We start from the raw sequence: 18,390 nt of genomic DNA, 5'->3' as shown, positions 1-18,390 counted from the left end.
CAATGGAAGGGAAGTACCTCTATAGCCAGGGTGGAGGCTCGCTTGATGAGGACATGCGCAGGTTGCTAAAAGGTGAAAAGGAGAAGTTGCGTATCTGTGCCCTATCGCGAGACCCAAACAATGAATTGATGTGGTCCCACTATTCAGAGGGGCATCGAGGTGTCGTTGTTGGTGTAGAGATTGACCACAGAGAATATGAGGTGCGACCGATCGAATATGATGGGCTCCATAGGGTTGGACTCAATAACTTCCACAACGGCGCTGCAATTGACGTTCTGAGTCATAAGCTTGATGTTTGGAAGTACGAGGCGGAGGAGCGAGTATTTACTCGCGGAAAGCAGTTCGTCGATGTAAAGGTATGTAGCATCATTTGCGGCAGCCGCATGAGTACCCAGGATAAAGGTTTTATCACTGAACTTGTGGGAAAGATCAATCCAGATATTGAGGTTATTAATGCGCGTACCGATTCGGCATATGTGTAACAAGTTTCTGTATACGGATAAATTACTCGCTACGCTCGCAATTTACCGGTGAGCAAAGCGTTATGCACACCACCAAGCTGTGAGATTTATAAATGGAAAATATGGATAGATTGAACGCTGAGTGGGTTTCGTTAAACGCATTTCGCGGACTTTCAAAAATCGCCTCTCAAGGTGACATGGTCAAATCTAATTATGATAATGCTTTGCAGTTAGGTGGAGCGGTATACCCAGAGCTTCTAGGCGATGATGTAAGCATATTAAAGCGGGAGCGAGAGAGTGATACTGCAAAAGAATATAAACAAAAAGCAAGGTTGTCTTCAATTCGTGACAGTAAAGTCGTAGAAGCGATAGAATTGCTAAAGAAGGATATTTCCGAATATGAAGGACTTCTATCAATAGCCGAAGCTGAGCGAGATAGCAAGCAAAGAGTTGACCAGCTTAAAAAGAAGCTTGGTCAACTGTATAAAGCAAAGGAAGAAATTGAGCCTGAAGGGCATAGCGAGAATCAGCTTATATTTCGCGATGCCTATAATGTCGAAAGAGTTATTCCTACGTTAGCAGAAGGGAAAGGTTATCGAGATTTTGAGCTTCCAAATGACAAGGTGATGAGGTTGAGGGTTTTACACCCGGATAGAATTGAACATATTACCGGAGCTGACTTAATTTACGAAAGGCATTCACCAGCGGATGAAAAAGTCTCCATTGTGGCAGTTCAATACAAAATATGGGAAAAGAGACTTATGTATCTATCCGACGAGCGTATGCTCGGTCAAATAGAAAAGATGGAAAAATTCTTATGTAGCGAGGGAAAGTGTGATTCCGACGCTGAAGATCATGGATATAGATTTCCTTGTTGTGCTGCCTTCTTAAGGCCTACGGATAAGTTGCAAAAACCTGATCAAGCATTTATGTCTACCGGCGAACATCTACCTATCTGTAAAATTGACGGTTGTAAGAGTCGCGGGCAAAGAGGTGCAGATGTTCTTGAATATAAAAACATGAAAAATATTTCACTTTCTAGCGAGATGTTTGAGTACCTATTTAATAAAGGAAAGATCGGATCTAAGGAAATGTCATACAGTGAGCTTTCAGAGCTTTATCGAGATTTTTTGGTTGAAACATCAAGTGAGCGAGTAGTTATTTACGCGCAAGAATTTTAAATGCATAACAAAAAGCTGCAAGCGGACACATATTGCTACGTTCGTTTTTGTGTATGTCGCGCTGCTCCATTTTACACAAAAACGCTCTCCGCAATATTTGCCAGTGAGCTTGGCGTTATGCAGTCGCTCTCCTCCTTTTTGACAAGCGGCACGTGACGCAATGCACTTAGCTTCATGATCAAATCCTTCGCTGATAAACGAACTCAAGAGTTGTACTCCAAATGTAAGTCAAAGAAGTTTCCTGCGGATGTCGCATCGAGAGTTGCCAGAAAATTTGAATACGTGAACCTGGCCGAACAGTTGGAGGACTTGAAAGTGCCGCGCGGCAACCGCCTTCATCCACTTTCTGGAGACAGGCGGGCCAGCACGAGATATCAGTAATGATCAGTGGCGTATCTACTTTCGTTTTGAAGATGGAGATGCATACGAAGTCGAGGTGTGTGACTACCACTGAGGGAGGTAATGACTATGACTTTTCCTAACACTACCGGCATGCAGCGCAAGCCCACCCATCCTGGTGAAATGCTGAGAGAGGATTTCTTGCCGGACTATGACCTGACAGTTGCAGGACTGGCTGAGTCTTTAGGCGTCTCTCGCCAGTCAGTCAATGAACTGTTGCGTGAACGCCGCGCTGTCAGCCCTGAAATGGCACTTCGGCTGGCTCGTTTGTTTGGCTCCTCTCCAGAGTTTTGGCTGAATGCACAATGCGCTATTGATTTGTGGACTGCGGCTCAATCGGTCAGGGAGGAAGTTGATCGGATTAAGCCATTAAGCGCTGCATAACCATGCCATGCCCCGGATGCCAAACCCTCCGCTCCGCTGCGGTTTTGTCACCGGTGATGGCCGATGTTAACTGCGAAGGAGCCCATGAATCAGAATCTTGCGGATGAGCTGGTCACGATGATCACAGAAGACCAACGGTTGTTGCAGCAGCTCTTCGATTCCGGTGAGCTGCCATCTGAGTCTTATCATCCCCAGGTGAAAGCTATGCACGAGCATAATGCTTCCCGACTGAAAGAGATTATTGGTGCTCACGGATGGCCCGGCGTTTCGTTAGTTGGGGAAGAGGCTGCTAAAGCTGCATGGCTGATCGTTCAGCACTCTGTTTCAGATCCCGAGTTCATGGGTGAGTGTGTCTACTTATTAGAGGATGCCGTTGCGAGACAGGATATAGAGGGCTGGCAGTTGGCATTCCTCCATGATCGGGTGCGTACGCTATCTGGCAGGCCTCAATACTACGGCACCCAGTTTGATGTTGATGAAAGCGGGTGGCCAACACCGTTTCCTATTGAGGATTCTGCTACGGTTAATGAACGCCGTGCGTGTCTTGGGCTGAACTCCATTGAGGAGCGCCAAGAACAAATGGCTGAGCAGGAGCGGAAGCGCCGTGCCAATATCCAGCAAACCAGTTAACCAAACGCGGCACTCGGACGCTCTTGTCTCCGCTTCGCTGTGTCAAGTTCGCCGGTGCGCTCTGCGCTAGTCCTATGAAAAGTATCGACCCGCAACCCCCAGTCAAAGTATTTTCAACCGGATGCGCTTTGTTGCTTGTACTGTCCGCATTCTTTTTTTGGGTTTGGTACGAGCGTTACTTGAGCATCGATTTCAATGAGCTTGGACGGTACTACGATCCAGAAGCACAACTCGTGTACACAGACGCCGGGTTCGTTTGGTGCTTGCCGGCCTTCGGCTTTTTACTGTGGGCTACAGTTTTGGTTTTACTTCGCTTATGGCGGCGCAGAGCTAACCAGTGCAGGTAAGGTCTTCTTCAGACAGGAAGGTGAAACCATCCCGGATCATGCCCAGATTCGCTACTATATCAGCTCAGAGGTTTTGACTGCGGAGCGTTTTGCTCAAGCCGTCCGTCAGTATTTGCACGTTGAGAATAAATTGCACTGGTCTTTGGATGTTGCGTTTAAAGATGCGTGAAGCCGGTGAAGGCAATGCATGAACCAAAGCGCTTTTTCAGTCTACACTTCCAGTATTTGCCGCAGTCACTAAGGCGCTGCATCAGTAGGGGCTGCGTGATACGTGGCAACAGACGGAGGAGCCTATGAGCGACAACCGCATCAGCGTGCAGTGCGTGGTGGGCGATATTGCCCAACAGCCCGATGTAGATGCCGTGGTCAATGCTGCCAATGCGCAACTGAGAACCGGCGGTGGTGTTGCCGGGGCGCTTCATCGCGCTGCCGGGCCAGGGTTGGCGGAAGAGGGGCGGCCTATGGCGCCTATCGTCCCGGGCCAGGCGGTACTTACTGGCGGCCATGATCTGCCTAACCCTTGGGTGATTCATTGTCTTGGCCCGGTGTATGGCGTGGACAAGCCCGAGGATCAATTGTTGGCAGACTGCTACCGTAATGCGCTGACACTGGCGGACGAGCATAGCATTGAGCGGCTGGCTTTTCCGGCGCTCTCCACTGGCGCCTTTGGCTACCCGGCGGAGCAAGCCGCAGAAGTGTGCGCGACTACCCTTGAAGCCACACTGCCCGCCTTGCACAAAGTGCGCCTGATCCGCTTTGTATTATTCGATGAAGCGGCCCGGCAAACACTCCACGACGCATTGGCTCAACGCTTGACCATCGACCCAGCGGGCTAGCAGTGGGGAAATCAGAGTTGATGGAAGCACAACTGAAGGAGACCAAGATGGCATCTACTACACAGCTTCAGGGGGCCTGCCTGTGCGGTATGGTCAGCGTCACTGTTACCACCAACAGCAACCATGTCGGTGTTTGTCACTGCTCAATGTGTAGAAAGTGGGGTGGTGGCCCGATGTTTGCGGTTGAGTTTGCCGGTGATGTGGACTTCAAAGGCGCAGAGCATATCTCCACCTTTAGTTCCTCAGAATGGGCCGAGCGAGGTTTCTGCCAGCAGTGTGGCACGCATCTCTTCTATCGCCTAAAGCAGGATGGTCATTACGCGCTTCCCGTTGGTCTTCTTGATGGCTCGGATGATTGGCAAATAACCGAGCAAATATTCATCGACCAAAAGCCGCGCTACTATTCGTTAGCAGAAAAAACCAAGCAGCTGACCGGCGAAGAAGTGTTTGCCCAGTATGGTGAATAAAGGCCAATCGACTGGTGCGTCTCCGTTTAAGCGATGAGGCGGGGCATTTCTTAAGAGGGAAGCGTCAATGTCAGAAAAAGGTCGGCACGATTATTCCGCTACCGTTGTCTGGACGGGTAATTCAGGCGAGGGCACCAAACATTATCGTGCCTTCTCGCGTGACCACGAGATAACGTGCGGCAGTAAACCGACAATATTCGGGTCGGCAGATCCCGCATTCCTGGGCGACTTGTCCCGTTATAACCCGGAAGAGCTATTGCTAAGCTCGCTCTCGGCATGCCATATGCTTTGGTATCTGCATCTGTGCGCCAACGCTGGCATTACGGTAACGGAGTATATAGACAACGCCAGGGGTCGAATGATCGAGACGACCAATGGCAGTGGCTATTTCGAGAGCGTAACGCTGAAGCCCATCATCCGAATAGGGGCGGCTGACGACAGCGAGCTTGCGAAATCCCTGCACGATAAAGCGCATTCGTTCTGCTTTATTGCAAATTCCGTCAATTTCGAAGTCGGATGCGAGCCTGAGATTCTCACCGGGTAATAGACTTGCCTAACAAGTGCAGGCCTTAGCGGTACATGACGAATAAGGATGTGGAGTGGTTGAGAATTATGAACATCAGTTTATAAGCTTCATTAAGGATGAAATGGAGCAAGACCTGGCGCATGATTTGAATCATGTGTTTAGAGTCGTTAAAACCGCTAAATCGTTATGTGAAATAGAAGGGGCGAGACTTGAAGTGGTTTTGCCCGCAGCGTATTTACATGATTGCTTTTCATTCCCCAAGAATCACCCGGACAGGGCTCGGAGTTCTTTTATCGCATCCGAGAAGGCGCTGGATTTCCTGATGGCCATCGATTATCCGTCTGAATATCACAGCGACATAGGGCATGCGATCGTCGCGCACAGTTACAGTGCGAATGTATATCCTCAAACGATAGAAGCACAGATTGTGCAAGACGCCGATAGGCTGGATGCGCTTGGGGCTATCGGGATTGCAAGGTGCCTTCAGGTGAGCACACGTTTAGGGGTGGGGCTGTATGACGCAGAGGACCCGTTCTGTGATGTTCGTGCGCCAAATGACCGTGTTAATACGGTTGATCACTTCTATACAAAGCTACTTAAAATTGCTGAAACCATTAACACGAAATCAGCCAAGCAAGAGGCGGCAAAGAGAACCGCCTTTATGAAGCAGTATTTGGTTCAGTTAGGGGCTGAAATATAACGGTAACTCTCTGGTACCTAGTAAATCCTGGATTCATAGAATAACCGCAGCACTTTGGATCACACAGTAGAGGAAGGAGGGCCAGCGCCGGTACCCTCTCGACTTTACCGACCAAAGTGAAGCAGAGCATGGGATACCGACAACTGACCCAGGCCCAACGATACCAAATTTTTGCTTATCTTGAGACCGGCATCAGCCAGCGACAAATAGCCAAGGCTATTGGGGTCCACAGCAGCACCATCAGCCGCGAGATAAAGCGCAATGGGCTTACGGCTGGCTATGCGCCTGAGCAGGCGCAATCGAGAAGTGATCAGCGCCGACGCAGCGCTTGGAAAGTAACGAAGCGACTGCCAAGCCTGATTCGCTGGGTGACTGATCAACTGATGGATGAATGGAGCCCTCAGCAAATAAGTGGCTTCATGGCGAATGCCAACGGGGTTTGCGTAAGCCACCAGTGGATCTATGCATTAATCTGGGACGACAAGAAACACGGCGGCGAATTATGGAAGCGACTCCGTCTACCACGACAGCGGCGCTATCAGCGACAGTTAGCCAAGCATGCTGGATTAGGCAAGATCCCACACCGGGTAGGTATTGAGCAGCGCCCCGCTGAAGTGGAAGAAAGACGCCATATCGGTCACTGGGAAGGCGATACGGTACTCAAGGGCCACAAAGAATCCGGCTTGGTGACACTGGTCGAGAGACGCAGCGGTTACCTCTTGGCAGCGCGCCTGCCGAAGATCACGGCCACTGGAACGGCCAAGGCGATGACCCGGTTATTAGAACCACGCCGAGGAGCAGTGCAGAGCATCACCCTAGATAACGGTTCGGAATTTGCCGAGCATCGACAGGTTGCCAAGGCCGTCTCGGCCAAGACCTATTTTTGTGACCCGTACCGCTCAAGCCAGCGTGGTACCAATGAAAATACCAACGGCCTGATTCGCCAGTATTTCCCGAAAGGAACGGACTTCCGAAAGGTGAGCGACTCAGCACTGAGGCGAGTCGTTTCCAAGCTGAACAATCGTCCCAGAAAACGTCTGGGGTATCGGACGCCGGCACAAGTGTTCCTCGGAGAGTATTCAGGGGCGCTGAAAACCGCAGGTGCTGCGCTTAATGTTTGAATTCAGGATTTGCGGGGGCCTGCAGGCGCGTTTTCAGAATACAAACAACAATACTCAAGGAGGATCACTAATGCGTACGTTACTCACGGGCATCATGCTGTTGCTGCTGCTACCCAATCTTGCCTTTGCAGGGCAACTTTGGGGGCCAACCAATCCGGGGATGACGGTGAAAGAGGTGTTGCACGCGGTGGATGGGGCTTACCGCGTAGAGGGTGGTGGTCGCCTGGCCACCACGGCGGTAGAAGAAGTGCGTAAGGATGACGTTGAACTCGAGGGCGAAACGTTTACTCAGCAGTTTTACTTCATGAACGGCCAACTTACCCAGGTCACCTTCAAGCTGGACGACGCGCGAGATTTCGAGACCAACCTGGGGCTGGTGGAGGCGCTGACGGAAGCCATGCGTGAGCAGTTCGGTGAAGAAGCCGATTCGGAAACCACCAAGGCAGGTATCATGCGAAAAGCCAGCGTGACCTGGATCGAGGGTACCCGCAAGATAAGAGTTTTTTTGATGTCGATGGGGCATAACGATTCGTTGCTGAAGGTGAACTACCAGGCCTATTTTGGCGATTAGGCGTGAGCTGAGGGATTACGCGCCAACACCTTCCCCTGGAACCCAAGTTTGGCATTGCCTCTTGGATTGGTATTGACGTCAATTATTCGCTTCTGCTCCCTTCCAGTGCCTCGATCATCATGCTCGCGGCGTTGGAAAGCGTACGGTTGTTGTGAACCAGATAACCCAGCGGGCGGTGGAGCGGGGCGGTGGCAACGTTGAGCTCCACCAGGTCGTGGTCGATCATTTTCTCGGGCAGCAGACTCCAGCCTAACCCCACGCTGCACATCATCTTGAGCGTTTCCAGATAGTTGGTCGCCATGCTTACCGGCAGCTCAAGCCCCGCTTGTTCAAACCGTTGGGCGATCAGCGAGCCGGTAAAGGTTTTGGCACCTGGCATCACGCAGTTGTGTTCGCACAGGTCGGCGAGTGACAGCGCGCTTTGCTGGGCCTGGGTGGCGAGCGGGTGATCAGTCGCGCAGACAAAGCACAGCCGGTCGCGCCAGAGCTCCACGACATGCAGTTGCTCGACGGGGTGGGGCGCCAGGGTGACCACGGCCATTTCCAGCGAGCCATCGCGCACGCCCTGGTAGGCGAATTCCGAATCAAGAAAGTGCAGATCCAGCGCTACCTCCGGGTGGCGCTGGGTGTATTGCTTTAACACCGGCGGCAAACGATGCAAGCCAATATGGTGGCTGGTGGCGAGCGTCAGTGGCCCGCCCACTTGGCCGGATAAATTGGCAAGCGCCCGGCGGCTGTCCTCCACGGTGAATAGAATTTGCCTGGCCTGGGGGAGCAGCACGCTACCCGCCTCGGTTAACGCGATGCGCCGGCCAATGCGGTCAAACAACCGCGCGTCTACCTGAGATTCCAGGGTGGCGATGCGCTTGCTCACCGCCGGTTGGGTCAGGTGAAGCTGTTCAGCCGCGCGGGAGAAACTTTGTGTGTCGGCTACGGCCAAAAAGGCTTGAAGGCTTTGGGTGTCCATCGCGTCGTGTATCCACTCGCAAATTGTCTTGTATTCCAGTATGGAATCTAAACTATGAATAACATGAATTGCTTTTATCTACGAGCCGCGTGACACTCCTGCAACACGCTATAAAAGCAGCGCCAAAAAAGCTGCCGCTACGAACTAGCAGGGCCTAGCCCGGGAGAAGCACATGTCAGGTCAAACGCTTTACGATAAATTGTGGGATCAGCACCTGGTCAAACAGCGCGATGACGGCACCGCGTTGATCTATATCGACCGCCATATGCTCCACGAAGTGACCTCGCCCCAGGCCTTTGAAGGGCTGCGTTTGGCGAACCGCAAGCCGTGGCGCCTGGATACCAACCTGGCGACCACTGACCATAACGTGCCGACCACGTTGATAGAACGTGCTCAGGGCAACAGCGGTATCAAAGACCCGGTGTCGTTGATCCAGGTGCAAACCCTCGACGACAACTGCCTTGAATACGGTATTGAAGAGTTCAAGATTAACGATCCGCGTCAGGGTATCGTCCATGTGGTGGGGCCGGAGCAGGGCGCAACCCTGCCGGGCATGACCGTGGTCTGCGGCGATTCCCACACCGCCACCCACGGCGCTTTTGGTGCGCTGGCCCACGGCATCGGCACCTCGGAAGTCGAGCACGTACTGGCGACTCAGTGCCTGCTGACCCAGAAGATGAAGAACATGCAGGTGCGCGTTGAAGGCGAGTTGGGCCTTGGCGTGACCGCCAAAGACGTGGTGCTGGCGATTATCGGCAAGATTGGCACGGCAGGCGGTACCGGCTGTGCCATCGAGTTTGCCGGTAGCGCCATCGAATCGCTGTCCATGGAAGGCCGCATGACCGTGTGCAACATGGCTATTGAAGCGGGCGCGCGGGTCGGCATGATTGCCGTGGACGACACCACGATTGACTACATCGGCAACCGCCCCTATTCGCCGACCGGCGAGCAGTGGGAAGCCGCCGTGGCAGACTGGCGAAACCTGGTTTCCGACCCGGATGCCGTCTTCGATAAGGTGGTCACCTTGAAAGCCGAAGACATCGAGCCGCAGGTGAGCTGGGGCACCAGCCCTGAAATGGTCACCGGCATTTCCGGCCAGGTGCCCGACCCCAACGCCGCACCGGATGAAACCGTGCAGCGCAGCCACACCCGTGCGCTTGAGTACATGGGCCTGCAGGCCAACCAGAAAATTACCGATATCAAGCTGGACAAGATTTTCATCGGCTCCTGTACCAATGCGCGCATTGAAGACCTGCGTGAAGCCGCCAAGGTGGCGAAGGGCAATAAAATCGCCGATTCCATCAAGCTTGCCATGGTCGTGCCCGGCTCTGGCTTGGTGAAGCGCCAGGCGGAAGAAGAAGGTCTGGACAAAATCTTCATCGAAGCGGGCTTTGAATGGCGCGAGCCGGGCTGCTCGATGTGCCTGGCGATGAACGCCGACAAACTGGGCGCGGGCGAGCACTGTGCCTCGACCTCCAACCGCAACTTCGAAGGGCGCCAGGGCTACGGTGGCCGCACTCACCTGGTGAGCCCGGCCATGGCGGCAGCGGCGGCGATTGCTGGCCACTTTGTTGATGTACGCAGCTTGCCCGCTAATGATGCAACCCACGCTCAGGAGGCCTAAGCCATGAAAAAGTTTGAACGTTTTGAAGGCATCGTTGCGCCTCTTGATCGCGCCAACGTGGATACCGACCTGATCATCCCGAAGCAGTTTTTGAAGTCGATCAAGCGGACCGGTTTCGGGGTCAACTTGTTTGATGAGCTCCGCTATCTGGATGAAGGAGAGCCGGGGCAAGATTGCTCGCAGCGACCGCTGAATCCGGATTTCGTGTTGAACAAGCCGCGTTACCAAGGGGCCGAAGTACTGCTGACGCGGCGTAATTTCGGTTGCGGCAGCTCCCGCGAGCACGCCCCCTGGGCGCTGGAAGATTTTGGCTTCAAGGTGGTGGTGGCGCCCAGCTTCGCCGATATTTTCTATAACAACGCCTTCAAAAACGGCATCCTGCTTATCACCCTCGACGAAGACACGATCGATCGTCTGTTCGAGGAAGTGGAAGCGAAAGAAGGCTACCGCATGGACGTGGACCTGGAGAATCAGCGCGTGATTACCCATCGCGGCGAAATTCTTGAGTTCGAAGTCGATGAGTTCCGCAAGCACTGCCTGCTGGAAGGCCTGGACGATATCGGCTTGACGCTGAAAGACGAAGACGCCATTCGTGATTTTGAAAAATCCCATCGCCAGGAACGTCCGTGGCTGTTTCGCCAGCCTGCGTGAGTTTTGTTACCCCTGTTTTGCTAAGGAAGCTGCATGACACATAAGGTTTTATTGCTGCCCGGTGACGGTATCGGCCCCGAAATTGCTGCCCAGGCAGCGCGCCTGCTGAAAGCCTGCCAAGACGCCGGGCTGGATATCGAGGTAGACGAAGCGCTGGTTGGCGGCGCCGCCTACGATGCCCACGGCGATCCATTGCCTGAGCAGACGCTGGATAAAGCCAAGGCCGCAAGCGCCATTCTGCTTGGGGCAGTGGGTGGCCCCAAGTGGGACAAGATTGAAGACCTATCCAAGCGGCCCGAAAAAGGCCTGCTGGGCCTGCGTAAAAATCTGGGGCTGTTCGGCAATCTGCGCCCGGCCATGCTGTACCCGCAGCTCGCCAGTGCCTCGAGCCTGAAACCTGAACTGGTTGCCGGGCTGGATATCATGATCGTCCGCGAACTGACCGGCGGCATCTACTTTGGCCAGCCGCGCGGCATCGAAGAGCGCAACGGCGAGCGGGTGGGCTTCAATACCTACGTGTATTCTGAAAGCGAGATCGAGCGTATCGGTCGTGTGGCCTTTGAAATGGCCCAGAAGCGTGGCAAGAAGCTTTGCTCGGTGGATAAAGCCAACGTGCTGGAAGTGACGATCCTGTGGCGTGAAGTGATGGAGCGGCTGGCGCCGGAATACCCGGACGTCGAGCTGTCGCACATGTACGTGGATAACGCCGCCATGCAGCTGGTGCGTGCGCCGAAGCAGTTTGACGTGATGGTGACCGGCAACATGTTCGGCGATATTCTCTCCGACGCCGCCGCCATGCTCACCGGGTCCATCGGTATGTTGCCCTCTGCTTCGCTCAATGAAAGTGGGCAGGGCATGTACGAGCCATGCCACGGCAGCGCGCCGGATATCGCTGGTAAAAACATTGCCAACCCGTTGGCCATGATGCTCTCCGTGGCCATGATGCTGCGCTATTCGCTGGGCGAAAACGCCATGGCGGAGCGTATCGAAGCGGCGGTCGGCAGCGTGCTGGACGATGGCCTGCGCACGGCAGATATTGCCTCCGAGGGCATGCAGACTATCGGCACAGACGCCATGGGCGATGCGGTATTGGCGGCGTTTGCCAAACAGTAAATGAAGTCGGTGGGCTAACCCGGCGATAGGCCTACGAGGGGGCGCTGTAAACCCTTCCCTGGGCGCTACATTTGCCATCCCTGGCAAATAACCCCCTCTACGCCCTATCCCCGGCGCCCTTGTTTATTCATTTGTTATCATGGAGCCGCCCGGAGCGGTTTTAAAATCACCATCAAGAATCGTGTATAATGTGTGCACTCATTAATTTCAGGAGGACTTCATAATGTTGAAAGTCGGTTTCGTGGGATGGCGCGGCATGGTCGGCTCAGTGCTGATGCAGCGCATGCAGGAAGATGGTGATTTCAACGGCATTGAGCCGGTGTTCTTCACCACCTCCCAGGTCGGCCAGCCCGGCCCCGACATCGGTGTGGACGTCCCTCCGCTGAAAGACGCTTTTGATATCGAGGCGCTCAAAGCGCTGGACGTAGTGGTCACCTGTCAAGGCGGCGACTACACCAAACCGGTCTACAAGGACCTGCGCAGCGCAGGTTGGCAGGGCTACTGGATTGATGCCGCCAGCACGCTGCGCATGGAAGATGAAGCGACCATCGTGCTGGATCCGGTCAACCGCGGCGTGATCGACGCACAGCTGGCCAAGGGCGCCAAGACCTTCGTCGGCGGCAACTGCACCGTGAGCCTGATGTTGATGGGGCTGGGCGGTCTGTTTGAAGCCGACATGATCGAGTGGATGACGTCCATGACCTATCAGGCGGCGTCCGGCTCGGGTGCCAAGCACATGCGCGAGCTGCTCAACCAGATGGGCACGCTGCACGATAGCGTTGGCGAAGAACTGAAAGATACCTCCAGCGCGATTCTGGATATCGACCGCAAGGTGACGGCGGCCATGCGCAGCGGCAACTTCCCCACCGAGAACTTCGGTGCGCCGTTGGCCGGTAGTCTGCTGCCGTGGATCGACACCAAGCTGGATAACGGCCAAAGCCGCGAAGAGTGGAAGGGCAGCGTTGAGACCAATAAGATTCTGGGTCTCGATAACAACCCGATCCCCATCGACGGCCTTTGCGTCCGCATCGGTGCCATGCGGTCTCACAGCCAGGCGTTCACCATCAAGCTGAAGCAGGATGTGCCGCTGGACGAGATCGAAGATCGCATTGCCAAGCACAATGAGTGGGTCAAGCTGATTCCCAATGAGAAAGACGCCACCAACGAAGGCCTAACGCCTGCTGCGGCGACAGGCACGCTGCAAGTGCCGGTTGGCCGCCTGCGCAAGCTGGCCATGGGCGGTGAATACCTCTCGGCATTCAGCGTTGGTGACCAGCTTCTGTGGGGCGCGGCTGAACCGCTCAAGCGTATGCTGAAGATCCTGCGCGAGCAGTAAGTTTCCGCCGAGGCTAATGCCGCATCCTAAGCGGACTAAAACGGGGAGCGAATCAAACGCTTCCCGTTTTTTATGCGCGCGGATTTTGAGCCAGAAAGACGGTACTATGGTAAGGACGCTATTGTGGTAAAAAAGTATGAGACCGCCGCACAATGAAGCGGCGGGTTATATAAAAAAGTTAAATTGGCAACAGGGGCATCCATGAAACAGCTAGGCGCGTTGGCCGTAGGGCTTTGGCTAAGCATGGTGGGGTCAATTGGCTGGGCGCTAGATTTGGGGCCTGCACAAGTGCAGTCCCGTTTAGAGGCTCCATTACAGGCCATACTCCCGCTTGTGGATAGCGAAGCCTATTCGCCGTCATCGGTTGAGGTCAGCGTGTCCGGTCAGGATGCCTTCGCCGACGCGGGGGTTGAATGGACACCGCTGGCGGGGCGCGTCCAGGCCAGCATTCAAGAGCGTCAGGGGCGGCCCGTGGTGGTGTTGAGCAGTGACCAGCCCATTACGTCGCCCTGGTTGGACTTGCTGCTGACCGTGGAATCCCCCGATGGTCGGCAATCCCGGGCCATCACGCTGCTGTTTGATCCTCCTGACTACGCCGCTGCCGATCAACCGGCGGCGCCAGTAGCGCCTCAAGCTACCGCCGAGAACAATGCCCCTGCCGTGCCACAAAACCGTGAGGCCGCTCAGGGCGATGCGTACGTACGCAGCGGCGATACGCTATGGAGCGTTGCTGCGCGTACCAAGCCCGCACAGGCAAGCGTCCAGCAGATGATGCTGGCACTGCTTGAAGCCAACCCCAGCAGCTTTCCCTCGGGTAATATTCACGAAATGCGCGCCGCCCAGCGGCTGACGTTGCCGGATGATTCGCGAGTCATGGCACGTTCGGCGGATCAAGCCGCCGAGACCATCCGTGCGATGAACGCGGCCTGGCAGCGCCGCGATGAAAACGGTCCTGAGCCAGTGGCAATACCCGAGGTCGATGACTCGGAAGATAACACCACGGCCACTGATGCAGGCCCAGCCGAGAGCGAGCCTGCAGAAGAAACTCAGGCAGCCTCGCAGCAGGCGGGCGTTAACAACCGCGCGGTACAAGCGCCGTCAGTGGAGGCGACCGCGCTAAGCGCGGCGCGAGTACTTGCCAATGCGGCGACGAATGCGGCATTGCCGTCTGCCTCGTCATCACCGGCGCCTTCCGATGATGCCGCGCTCAGTCCGCGGGTCCAACAGGCGCTTGATGACATGCGCCAGGAAATCTCCGCACTCCGCGAAGAGATGGACCGGCTGAATCAAACCGTGGCAGCGCAGCAGGCGGTACCCACGTCGTCGGCTCCGGCGACTGAGCGGCCGTCTTTCATGGAACGAATCAGCGACTATCAGTGGTGGCTGATGTTGGTCGCGCTGGTTCTGCTGGTTGTATTGTTGGTGGTGATGCGTCGCCGTCGCCAGCAGTGGGAAGTGCCGCCGGCCACGGCGGCGCCGGGTGCAAAAGCCCCTGATCAACCTGCGTCATCGACCGCTGGCGAGCGTCGCGTGCCGCCATCGGTATCGCCAGCGGCTTCGTATCGTGATGCACCCACGATGACACCGGAAACGGTCGATCGACCAGCGCCAAGTGAGGCGGTTGACCCGCCGCCACCGAGCCAGGCGAGCGAGGATAATGCGACTTACCAGGCGCCCATGAACCGGGCGGCCATGGCCCATACTCAGGCAGCAGGGCTGATCGAGATGGGGGACGAGCGGCGTTTGGCGTTAAAGGCAACCTCTGAAGGGCATAAACCATCGTTATGGCTGGCGCCTCCCGCCGACCCTGAGGCCGTGTCGGCCATGCTTTCGTCAATGGGCGCCAGTAAGGTGGATAAAGCGCCGGCGTCTGAACCCCGCCAGTCGACAACGGCCCCGAACGATGAAGGGGCGTGGATTATCGATTATGAGCCGCCGACGCTGGCCTCGGAAAGCGCGGCCCGGGAAGAAACGCTCATGCAGCCCACCGTTGATTTTGAAGGCAAGTCAGCGGCGCCATCGGCGACTTCTGCGTCTCCCGCTGCTCGCGAGCAAGCGCAAGAGCCAGAGTGGGAGATTGAAGAGGTGGCATTTGCGCCCACTCCTCGCGATAATAGCGCGCCTTCCTCCCTCGGCAATGTTGATAAGAGGCGATGACGCTGTTTTACCATTTTGATGAGACACAACCGCTAACCGGCCGCTTGGCGATGGGCATCGAATACGATGGCACGCGCTTTTGTGGTTTTCAGCGACTCAAGCACGCCGCCTCGGTGCAGGCATCGGTGGAAGACGCGCTGAGCAAAGTGGCCGGTGCGCCGGTGCAGATCCACGCCAGCGGGCGAACGGACTCCGGCGTGCATGCCACCCGTCAGATCGTCCACCTGGACCCGCCTGCGCAGCGCTCGGAAAAAGCCTGGGTGTTTGGCGCCAATACCAACCTGCCGCGGGATGTGTCGATACGCTGGGTCAAGCCGGTATCCGACGATTTCCACTCGCGGCTGGGCGCACTGGGGCGCCGTTACCGTTACCTGCTGTTGAACCAGATAAGCCGCCCGGTATTGGAAAGACACAACGTCACCTGGTGCCGCGACCCGCTGGATGCCGATGCCATGCATAGAGCAGCTCAGGCGCTGGTGGGGGAGCATGATTTCTCGACTTTCCGCGCAGCGGGCTGCCAGTCGAAAACGCCGTGGCGACAAATGCACTTTGTCGATGTCAAACGCTTCGGCCCGCTGGTCATGATCGATATCCAGGGTAATGCGTTCCTGCACCACATGATTCGCAATATTGCCGGTGCCCTGGTAAGCGTGGGCCGCGGTGCCCAGGACGAAGATTATATCGAGCGGCTGCTGGCGCTCAAGAATCGCAAGCTGGGCGATGTCACCGCGCCGGCCTGTGGGCTGCACTTTGTCGACTCGATCTACGACGAGCGGTTTGCGTTGCCCAAAGAGCCCCTTGGGCCAAACCTGCTGGCCTTTTCCGGCGAATGGACCGGCGAGCGCGAGCTCCCCGAAACCCCGCGCGTGGCGGCGCGGCGAAAGCTGACCTTTGCCAAAAAGCCCCAGGAGACACCGTGATGAGTACTGCGCACATGCAACGCACACGTATCAAATTCTGCGGTTTTACCCGCCAGGACGACATCGATACGGCGGTGGCGTTAGGCGTGGATGCCCTGGGCTTTGTGATGTGGGCCAAAAGTTCGCGCGGTATCAACGTTGAGCAGTTGGCGGTACTTGCGGCGAAGGTCCCGGCGTTTGTCAGCCGCGTGGGGCTATTTGTCGACCCGTCTGCCAAGTGGGTCGAGGCATGTCTGCCGCACCTGGACGTGCTGCAATTTCATGGCGATGAAACGCCCGACTTCTGTGCCAGCTTTGACCGCCCCTGGATCAAGGCGCTGCGCATGCGCGACAGCATCGATTTAGCCTCTGAAGCCGAGCGTTATGCCCAGTCGCAAGCCTTGTTGCTGGACGCTTACCGACCCGGCACACCCGGCGGTACCGGCGAGTCATTTGATTGGTCGAGAATCCCCGCAACGCTGGCAAAACCTGTTATTCTCGCAGGGGGGTTGACGCCGGAAAATGTCTCGCAGGCGGTCCACCAAGTGACGCCTTATGCGGTGGATGTTTCCGGTGGGATTGAAGCCTCGCGCGGCTGTAAAGATGCGCCCAAGATGGCGTCGTTTGTTCGTCAAGTGGCGTTGGCCGACGCCCGCTAGGTCCTTAAGTCCGCTCGGCTTGTCGCGGGCTGCGTTTTAAAGTGAATTCATTTATTGTTTGCCTGTTCTGGCGATCTTGTGAGGTATCCCTGTGACAGTCTCAGCAACTGGTGCTTCTGAAACCGTTTCCAAAACACGTTTCAGTGAACTGACTAAAATGCCGGATGCCCGTGGTCATTTTGGCCCCTACGGCGGTCGGTTCGTGTCGGAAACCCTGAGCTTTGCCCTTGAAGAGTTGGAGCAGACCTACATGAGTCTGCGCGACGACCCTGACTTTCAGGCCGAGTTTGACCGTGACCTTGCCCACTTTGTGGGGCGGCCATCGCCGCTGTATCACGCTGAGCGATGGTCGCAGGCCCTCGGTGGAGCGCAAATCTGGCTCAAGCGCGAAGACCTGAACCACACCGGCGCTCACAAGGTGAACAACACCATTGGTCAGGCGTTGCTGGCGAAAAAGACCGGCAAGCCGCGTGTCATTGCGGAAACCGGCGCGGGGCAGCATGGTGTGGCAACTGCCACGGTGGCGGCGCGTCTGGGGCTTGAGTGCGATGTGTACATGGGCGCGGCAGACGTCGAGCGCCAAAAGCTGAACGTGTATCGCATGCGCTTGCTGGGCGCGCGGGTGATTCCGGTTGAGTCGGGTACCCGTACCCTGAAAGACGCCATGAACGAGGCGCTGCGTGATTGGGTCACCAACGTCGATAACACCTTCTACATCATCGGCACCGTGGCAGGGCCGCATCCTTATCCGCTGCTGGTGCGCGATTTCAACGCAGTGGCGGGGCGCGAGGCACGCCGTCAGTCGCTCGAGCAGATCGGTCGATTGCCGGATGCCCTGGTTGCCTGCGTGGGCGGTGGCTCCAACGCCATCGGCTTGTTCTATCCGTTTGTGGAAGACGACGACGTCGCCATGTACGGCGTTGAAGCCGGTGGTGACGGGGTGGAAACGGGTCGCCACGCGGCGCCGCTGTCGTCCAACGCACCGCGCGGTGTGCTGCACGGTAACCGTACCTACCTGATGTCGGATGAAGCAGGGCAGGTGTCGGATACACACTCGATTTCCGCCGGGTTGGATTATCCGGGCGTCGGCCCCGAGCACGCCCTATGGAAGGACGTCGGTCGTGTAAATTACGTGGCTGCCAACGACCATGACGTGCTTGAGGCGTTTCGCGAACTAACGCACATGGAAGGCATCATGCCTGCCCTCGAAACGGCCCACGCGCTGGCCTACGCCAAGGTGCTGGCGCCCACCATGCGCTCTGATCAGCATATCGTGATTAACCTGTCAGGCCGTGGTGATAAAGACATTATGACGGTGGCCAAGATTGACGGCATCGACATTTAAGTGCCGACAAGTTTGC

At 56.0% G+C, this 18,390-nt stretch carries 20 protein-coding genes and 1 pseudogene; 20 read left to right on the top strand and 1 reads right to left on the bottom strand.

The features are described from left to right. The first annotated feature begins 2 nt into the window (after positions 1 to 2). The 12 genes and pseudogenes from HXW73_RS09965 to HXW73_RS09915 all read left to right on the top strand — a co-directional run bounded on the left by HXW73_RS09965 (position 3) and on the right by HXW73_RS09915 (position 7,623). On the top strand, positions 3 to 482 hold the full coding sequence (locus HXW73_RS09965) for a hypothetical protein (RefSeq protein ID WP_222104997.1): 480 nt from the start codon (positions 3 to 5) through the stop codon (positions 480 to 482). 92 nt (positions 483 to 574) lie between these two features. Beyond that, positions 575 to 1,642, top strand: a complete 1,068-nt coding sequence (locus HXW73_RS09960) for a hypothetical protein (protein ID WP_186252967.1) — start codon at positions 575 to 577, stop codon at positions 1,640 to 1,642. Positions 1,643 to 1,816: 174 nt separating this feature from the next. Next, entirely contained in the window at positions 1,817 to 2,023 is a 207-nt protein-coding gene (locus HXW73_RS18045; protein WP_222104996.1) for a type II toxin-antitoxin system RelE/ParE family toxin, read from the top strand. A gap of 87 nt (positions 2,024 to 2,110) precedes the next feature. Then, positions 2,111 to 2,425, top strand: coding sequence for a HigA family addiction module antitoxin (locus tag HXW73_RS09950; RefSeq protein ID WP_186252966.1), 315 nt, complete (start codon positions 2,111 to 2,113; stop codon positions 2,423 to 2,425). Between the two features lie 84 nt (positions 2,426 to 2,509). Further along, positions 2,510 to 3,055 (top strand): DUF6624 domain-containing protein, encoded by a 546-nt coding sequence (locus tag HXW73_RS09945; RefSeq protein WP_186252965.1) that lies wholly within the window; start codon positions 2,510 to 2,512, stop codon positions 3,053 to 3,055. A 393-nt stretch (positions 3,056 to 3,448) separates the two neighbouring features. Beyond that, a pseudogene (locus HXW73_RS18040) lies at positions 3,449 to 3,565 on the top strand (ISAs1 family transposase); the annotation flags it as partial. A gap of 130 nt (positions 3,566 to 3,695) precedes the next feature. Further along, positions 3,696 to 4,238 (top strand): macro domain-containing protein, encoded by a 543-nt coding sequence (locus HXW73_RS09940; protein WP_186252964.1) that lies wholly within the window; start codon positions 3,696 to 3,698, stop codon positions 4,236 to 4,238. A 20-nt stretch (positions 4,239 to 4,258) separates the two neighbouring features. After that, complete coding sequence (locus HXW73_RS09935; RefSeq protein WP_240538607.1) at positions 4,259 to 4,705, top strand: GFA family protein; 447 nt, start codon at positions 4,259 to 4,261, stop codon at positions 4,703 to 4,705. Between the two features lie 67 nt (positions 4,706 to 4,772). Next, positions 4,773 to 5,249: an OsmC family protein gene (locus HXW73_RS09930; RefSeq protein WP_186252963.1), complete on the top strand. Its 477-nt coding sequence runs from the start codon at positions 4,773 to 4,775 to the stop codon at positions 5,247 to 5,249. A 55-nt stretch (positions 5,250 to 5,304) separates the two neighbouring features. Next, on the top strand, positions 5,305 to 5,931 hold the full coding sequence (locus HXW73_RS09925) for an HD domain-containing protein (protein ID WP_186252962.1): 627 nt from the start codon (positions 5,305 to 5,307) through the stop codon (positions 5,929 to 5,931). Between the two features lie 128 nt (positions 5,932 to 6,059). Next, positions 6,060 to 7,052 (top strand): IS30 family transposase, encoded by a 993-nt coding sequence (locus tag HXW73_RS09920; protein WP_186252811.1) that lies wholly within the window; start codon positions 6,060 to 6,062, stop codon positions 7,050 to 7,052. Between the two features lie 70 nt (positions 7,053 to 7,122). Continuing rightward, a complete protein-coding gene (locus HXW73_RS09915) occupies positions 7,123 to 7,623 on the top strand; it encodes a hypothetical protein (RefSeq protein WP_186252961.1) in 501 nt (166 codons plus the stop codon). Positions 7,624 to 7,705: 82 nt separating this feature from the next. Here HXW73_RS09915 and HXW73_RS09910 read toward each other — a convergent pair whose 3' ends face one another. After that, on the bottom strand, positions 7,706 to 8,590 hold the full coding sequence (locus HXW73_RS09910; protein ID WP_186252960.1) for a LysR family transcriptional regulator: 885 nt from the start codon (positions 8,588 to 8,590) through the stop codon (positions 7,706 to 7,708). 172 nt (positions 8,591 to 8,762) lie between these two features. Here HXW73_RS09910 and leuC point away from each other — a divergent pair, with 172 nt between their 5' ends. From leuC to trpB, 8 genes are all read left to right on the top strand, one after another. Next, a complete protein-coding gene (gene leuC, locus HXW73_RS09905; RefSeq protein WP_186252959.1) occupies positions 8,763 to 10,214 on the top strand; it encodes a 3-isopropylmalate dehydratase large subunit in 1,452 nt (483 codons plus the stop codon). A 3-nt stretch (positions 10,215 to 10,217) separates the two neighbouring features. Further along, the gene (leuD, locus tag HXW73_RS09900; protein WP_186252958.1) at positions 10,218 to 10,865 is read left to right on the top strand and encodes a 3-isopropylmalate dehydratase small subunit; all 648 of its coding nucleotides are present in this window, start codon (positions 10,218 to 10,220) and stop codon (positions 10,863 to 10,865) included. A gap of 33 nt (positions 10,866 to 10,898) precedes the next feature. Further along, positions 10,899 to 11,978, top strand: coding sequence for a 3-isopropylmalate dehydrogenase (gene leuB / locus HXW73_RS09895; protein ID WP_186252957.1), 1,080 nt, complete (start codon positions 10,899 to 10,901; stop codon positions 11,976 to 11,978). Between the two features lie 223 nt (positions 11,979 to 12,201). Next, the gene (asd, locus tag HXW73_RS09890) at positions 12,202 to 13,314 is read left to right on the top strand and encodes an aspartate-semialdehyde dehydrogenase (protein ID WP_186252956.1); all 1,113 of its coding nucleotides are present in this window, start codon (positions 12,202 to 12,204) and stop codon (positions 13,312 to 13,314) included. Positions 13,315 to 13,515: 201 nt separating this feature from the next. Beyond that, positions 13,516 to 15,471 carry a type IV pilus assembly protein FimV gene (locus tag HXW73_RS09885; RefSeq protein WP_186252955.1) on the top strand — a complete coding sequence of 652 codons (1,956 nt, stop codon included), beginning with the start codon at positions 13,516 to 13,518 and terminating at the stop codon, positions 15,469 to 15,471. Beyond that, on the top strand, positions 15,468 to 16,391 hold the full coding sequence (gene truA, locus HXW73_RS09880; RefSeq protein ID WP_186252954.1) for a tRNA pseudouridine(38-40) synthase TruA: 924 nt from the start codon (positions 15,468 to 15,470) through the stop codon (positions 16,389 to 16,391). The genes HXW73_RS09885 and truA overlap by 4 nt, the downstream gene beginning before the upstream one ends. Continuing rightward, the gene (locus tag HXW73_RS09875) at positions 16,391 to 17,029 is read left to right on the top strand and encodes a phosphoribosylanthranilate isomerase (RefSeq protein WP_186252953.1); all 639 of its coding nucleotides are present in this window, start codon (positions 16,391 to 16,393) and stop codon (positions 17,027 to 17,029) included. Before truA ends, HXW73_RS09875 begins: the two co-directional genes overlap by 1 nt. A gap of 91 nt (positions 17,030 to 17,120) precedes the next feature. Next, the gene (gene trpB, locus HXW73_RS09870; RefSeq protein ID WP_446718978.1) at positions 17,121 to 18,374 is read left to right on the top strand and encodes a tryptophan synthase subunit beta; all 1,254 of its coding nucleotides are present in this window, start codon (positions 17,121 to 17,123) and stop codon (positions 18,372 to 18,374) included. Positions 18,375 to 18,390: the final 16 nt, after the last annotated feature.

The organism is Halomonas sp. SH5A2 (assembly GCF_014263395.1).
Classification (GTDB): Bacteria; Pseudomonadota; Gammaproteobacteria; order Pseudomonadales; family Halomonadaceae; genus Vreelandella.
The sequence above is the reverse complement of the archived record's forward strand: the minus strand, read 5'-3'. Positions and strand labels throughout refer to the sequence as shown.

Excerpts from the sequence above, each read along its gene's own strand:
- HXW73_RS09935 (WP_240538607.1), top strand. The coding sequence starts at position 4,259 with ATGGAAGCACAACTGAAGGAGACCAAGATGGCATCTACTACACAGCTT.
- HXW73_RS09930 (WP_186252963.1), top strand. The coding sequence starts at position 4,773 with ATGTCAGAAAAAGGTCGGCACGATTATTCCGCTACCGTTGTCTGGACG.
- HXW73_RS09915 (WP_186252961.1), top strand. The coding sequence starts at position 7,123 with ATGCGTACGTTACTCACGGGCATCATGCTGTTGCTGCTGCTACCCAAT.
- HXW73_RS09875 (WP_186252953.1), top strand. The coding sequence starts at position 16,391 with ATGAGTACTGCGCACATGCAACGCACACGTATCAAATTCTGCGGTTTT.
- HXW73_RS09885 (WP_186252955.1), top strand. The coding sequence starts at position 13,516 with ATGAAACAGCTAGGCGCGTTGGCCGTAGGGCTTTGGCTAAGCATGGTG.
- HXW73_RS09950 (WP_186252966.1), top strand. The coding sequence starts at position 2,111 with ATGACTTTTCCTAACACTACCGGCATGCAGCGCAAGCCCACCCATCCT.
- HXW73_RS09940 (WP_186252964.1), top strand. The coding sequence starts at position 3,696 with ATGAGCGACAACCGCATCAGCGTGCAGTGCGTGGTGGGCGATATTGCC.
- leuB (WP_186252957.1), top strand. The coding sequence starts at position 10,899 with ATGACACATAAGGTTTTATTGCTGCCCGGTGACGGTATCGGCCCCGAA.
- HXW73_RS18045 (WP_222104996.1), top strand. The coding sequence starts at position 1,817 with ATGATCAAATCCTTCGCTGATAAACGAACTCAAGAGTTGTACTCCAAA.
- leuD (WP_186252958.1), top strand. The coding sequence starts at position 10,218 with ATGAAAAAGTTTGAACGTTTTGAAGGCATCGTTGCGCCTCTTGATCGC.
- HXW73_RS09910 (WP_186252960.1), bottom strand. The coding sequence starts at position 8,590 with ATGGACACCCAAAGCCTTCAAGCCTTTTTGGCCGTAGCCGACACACAA.
- HXW73_RS09965 (WP_222104997.1), top strand. The coding sequence starts at position 3 with ATGGAAGGGAAGTACCTCTATAGCCAGGGTGGAGGCTCGCTTGATGAG.
- HXW73_RS09960 (WP_186252967.1), top strand. The coding sequence starts at position 575 with ATGGAAAATATGGATAGATTGAACGCTGAGTGGGTTTCGTTAAACGCA.
- HXW73_RS09945 (WP_186252965.1), top strand. The coding sequence starts at position 2,510 with ATGAATCAGAATCTTGCGGATGAGCTGGTCACGATGATCACAGAAGAC.
- truA (WP_186252954.1), top strand. The coding sequence starts at position 15,468 with ATGACGCTGTTTTACCATTTTGATGAGACACAACCGCTAACCGGCCGC.
- asd (WP_186252956.1), top strand. The coding sequence starts at position 12,202 with ATGTTGAAAGTCGGTTTCGTGGGATGGCGCGGCATGGTCGGCTCAGTG.
- leuC (WP_186252959.1), top strand. The coding sequence starts at position 8,763 with ATGTCAGGTCAAACGCTTTACGATAAATTGTGGGATCAGCACCTGGTC.
- HXW73_RS09920 (WP_186252811.1), top strand. The coding sequence starts at position 6,060 with ATGGGATACCGACAACTGACCCAGGCCCAACGATACCAAATTTTTGCT.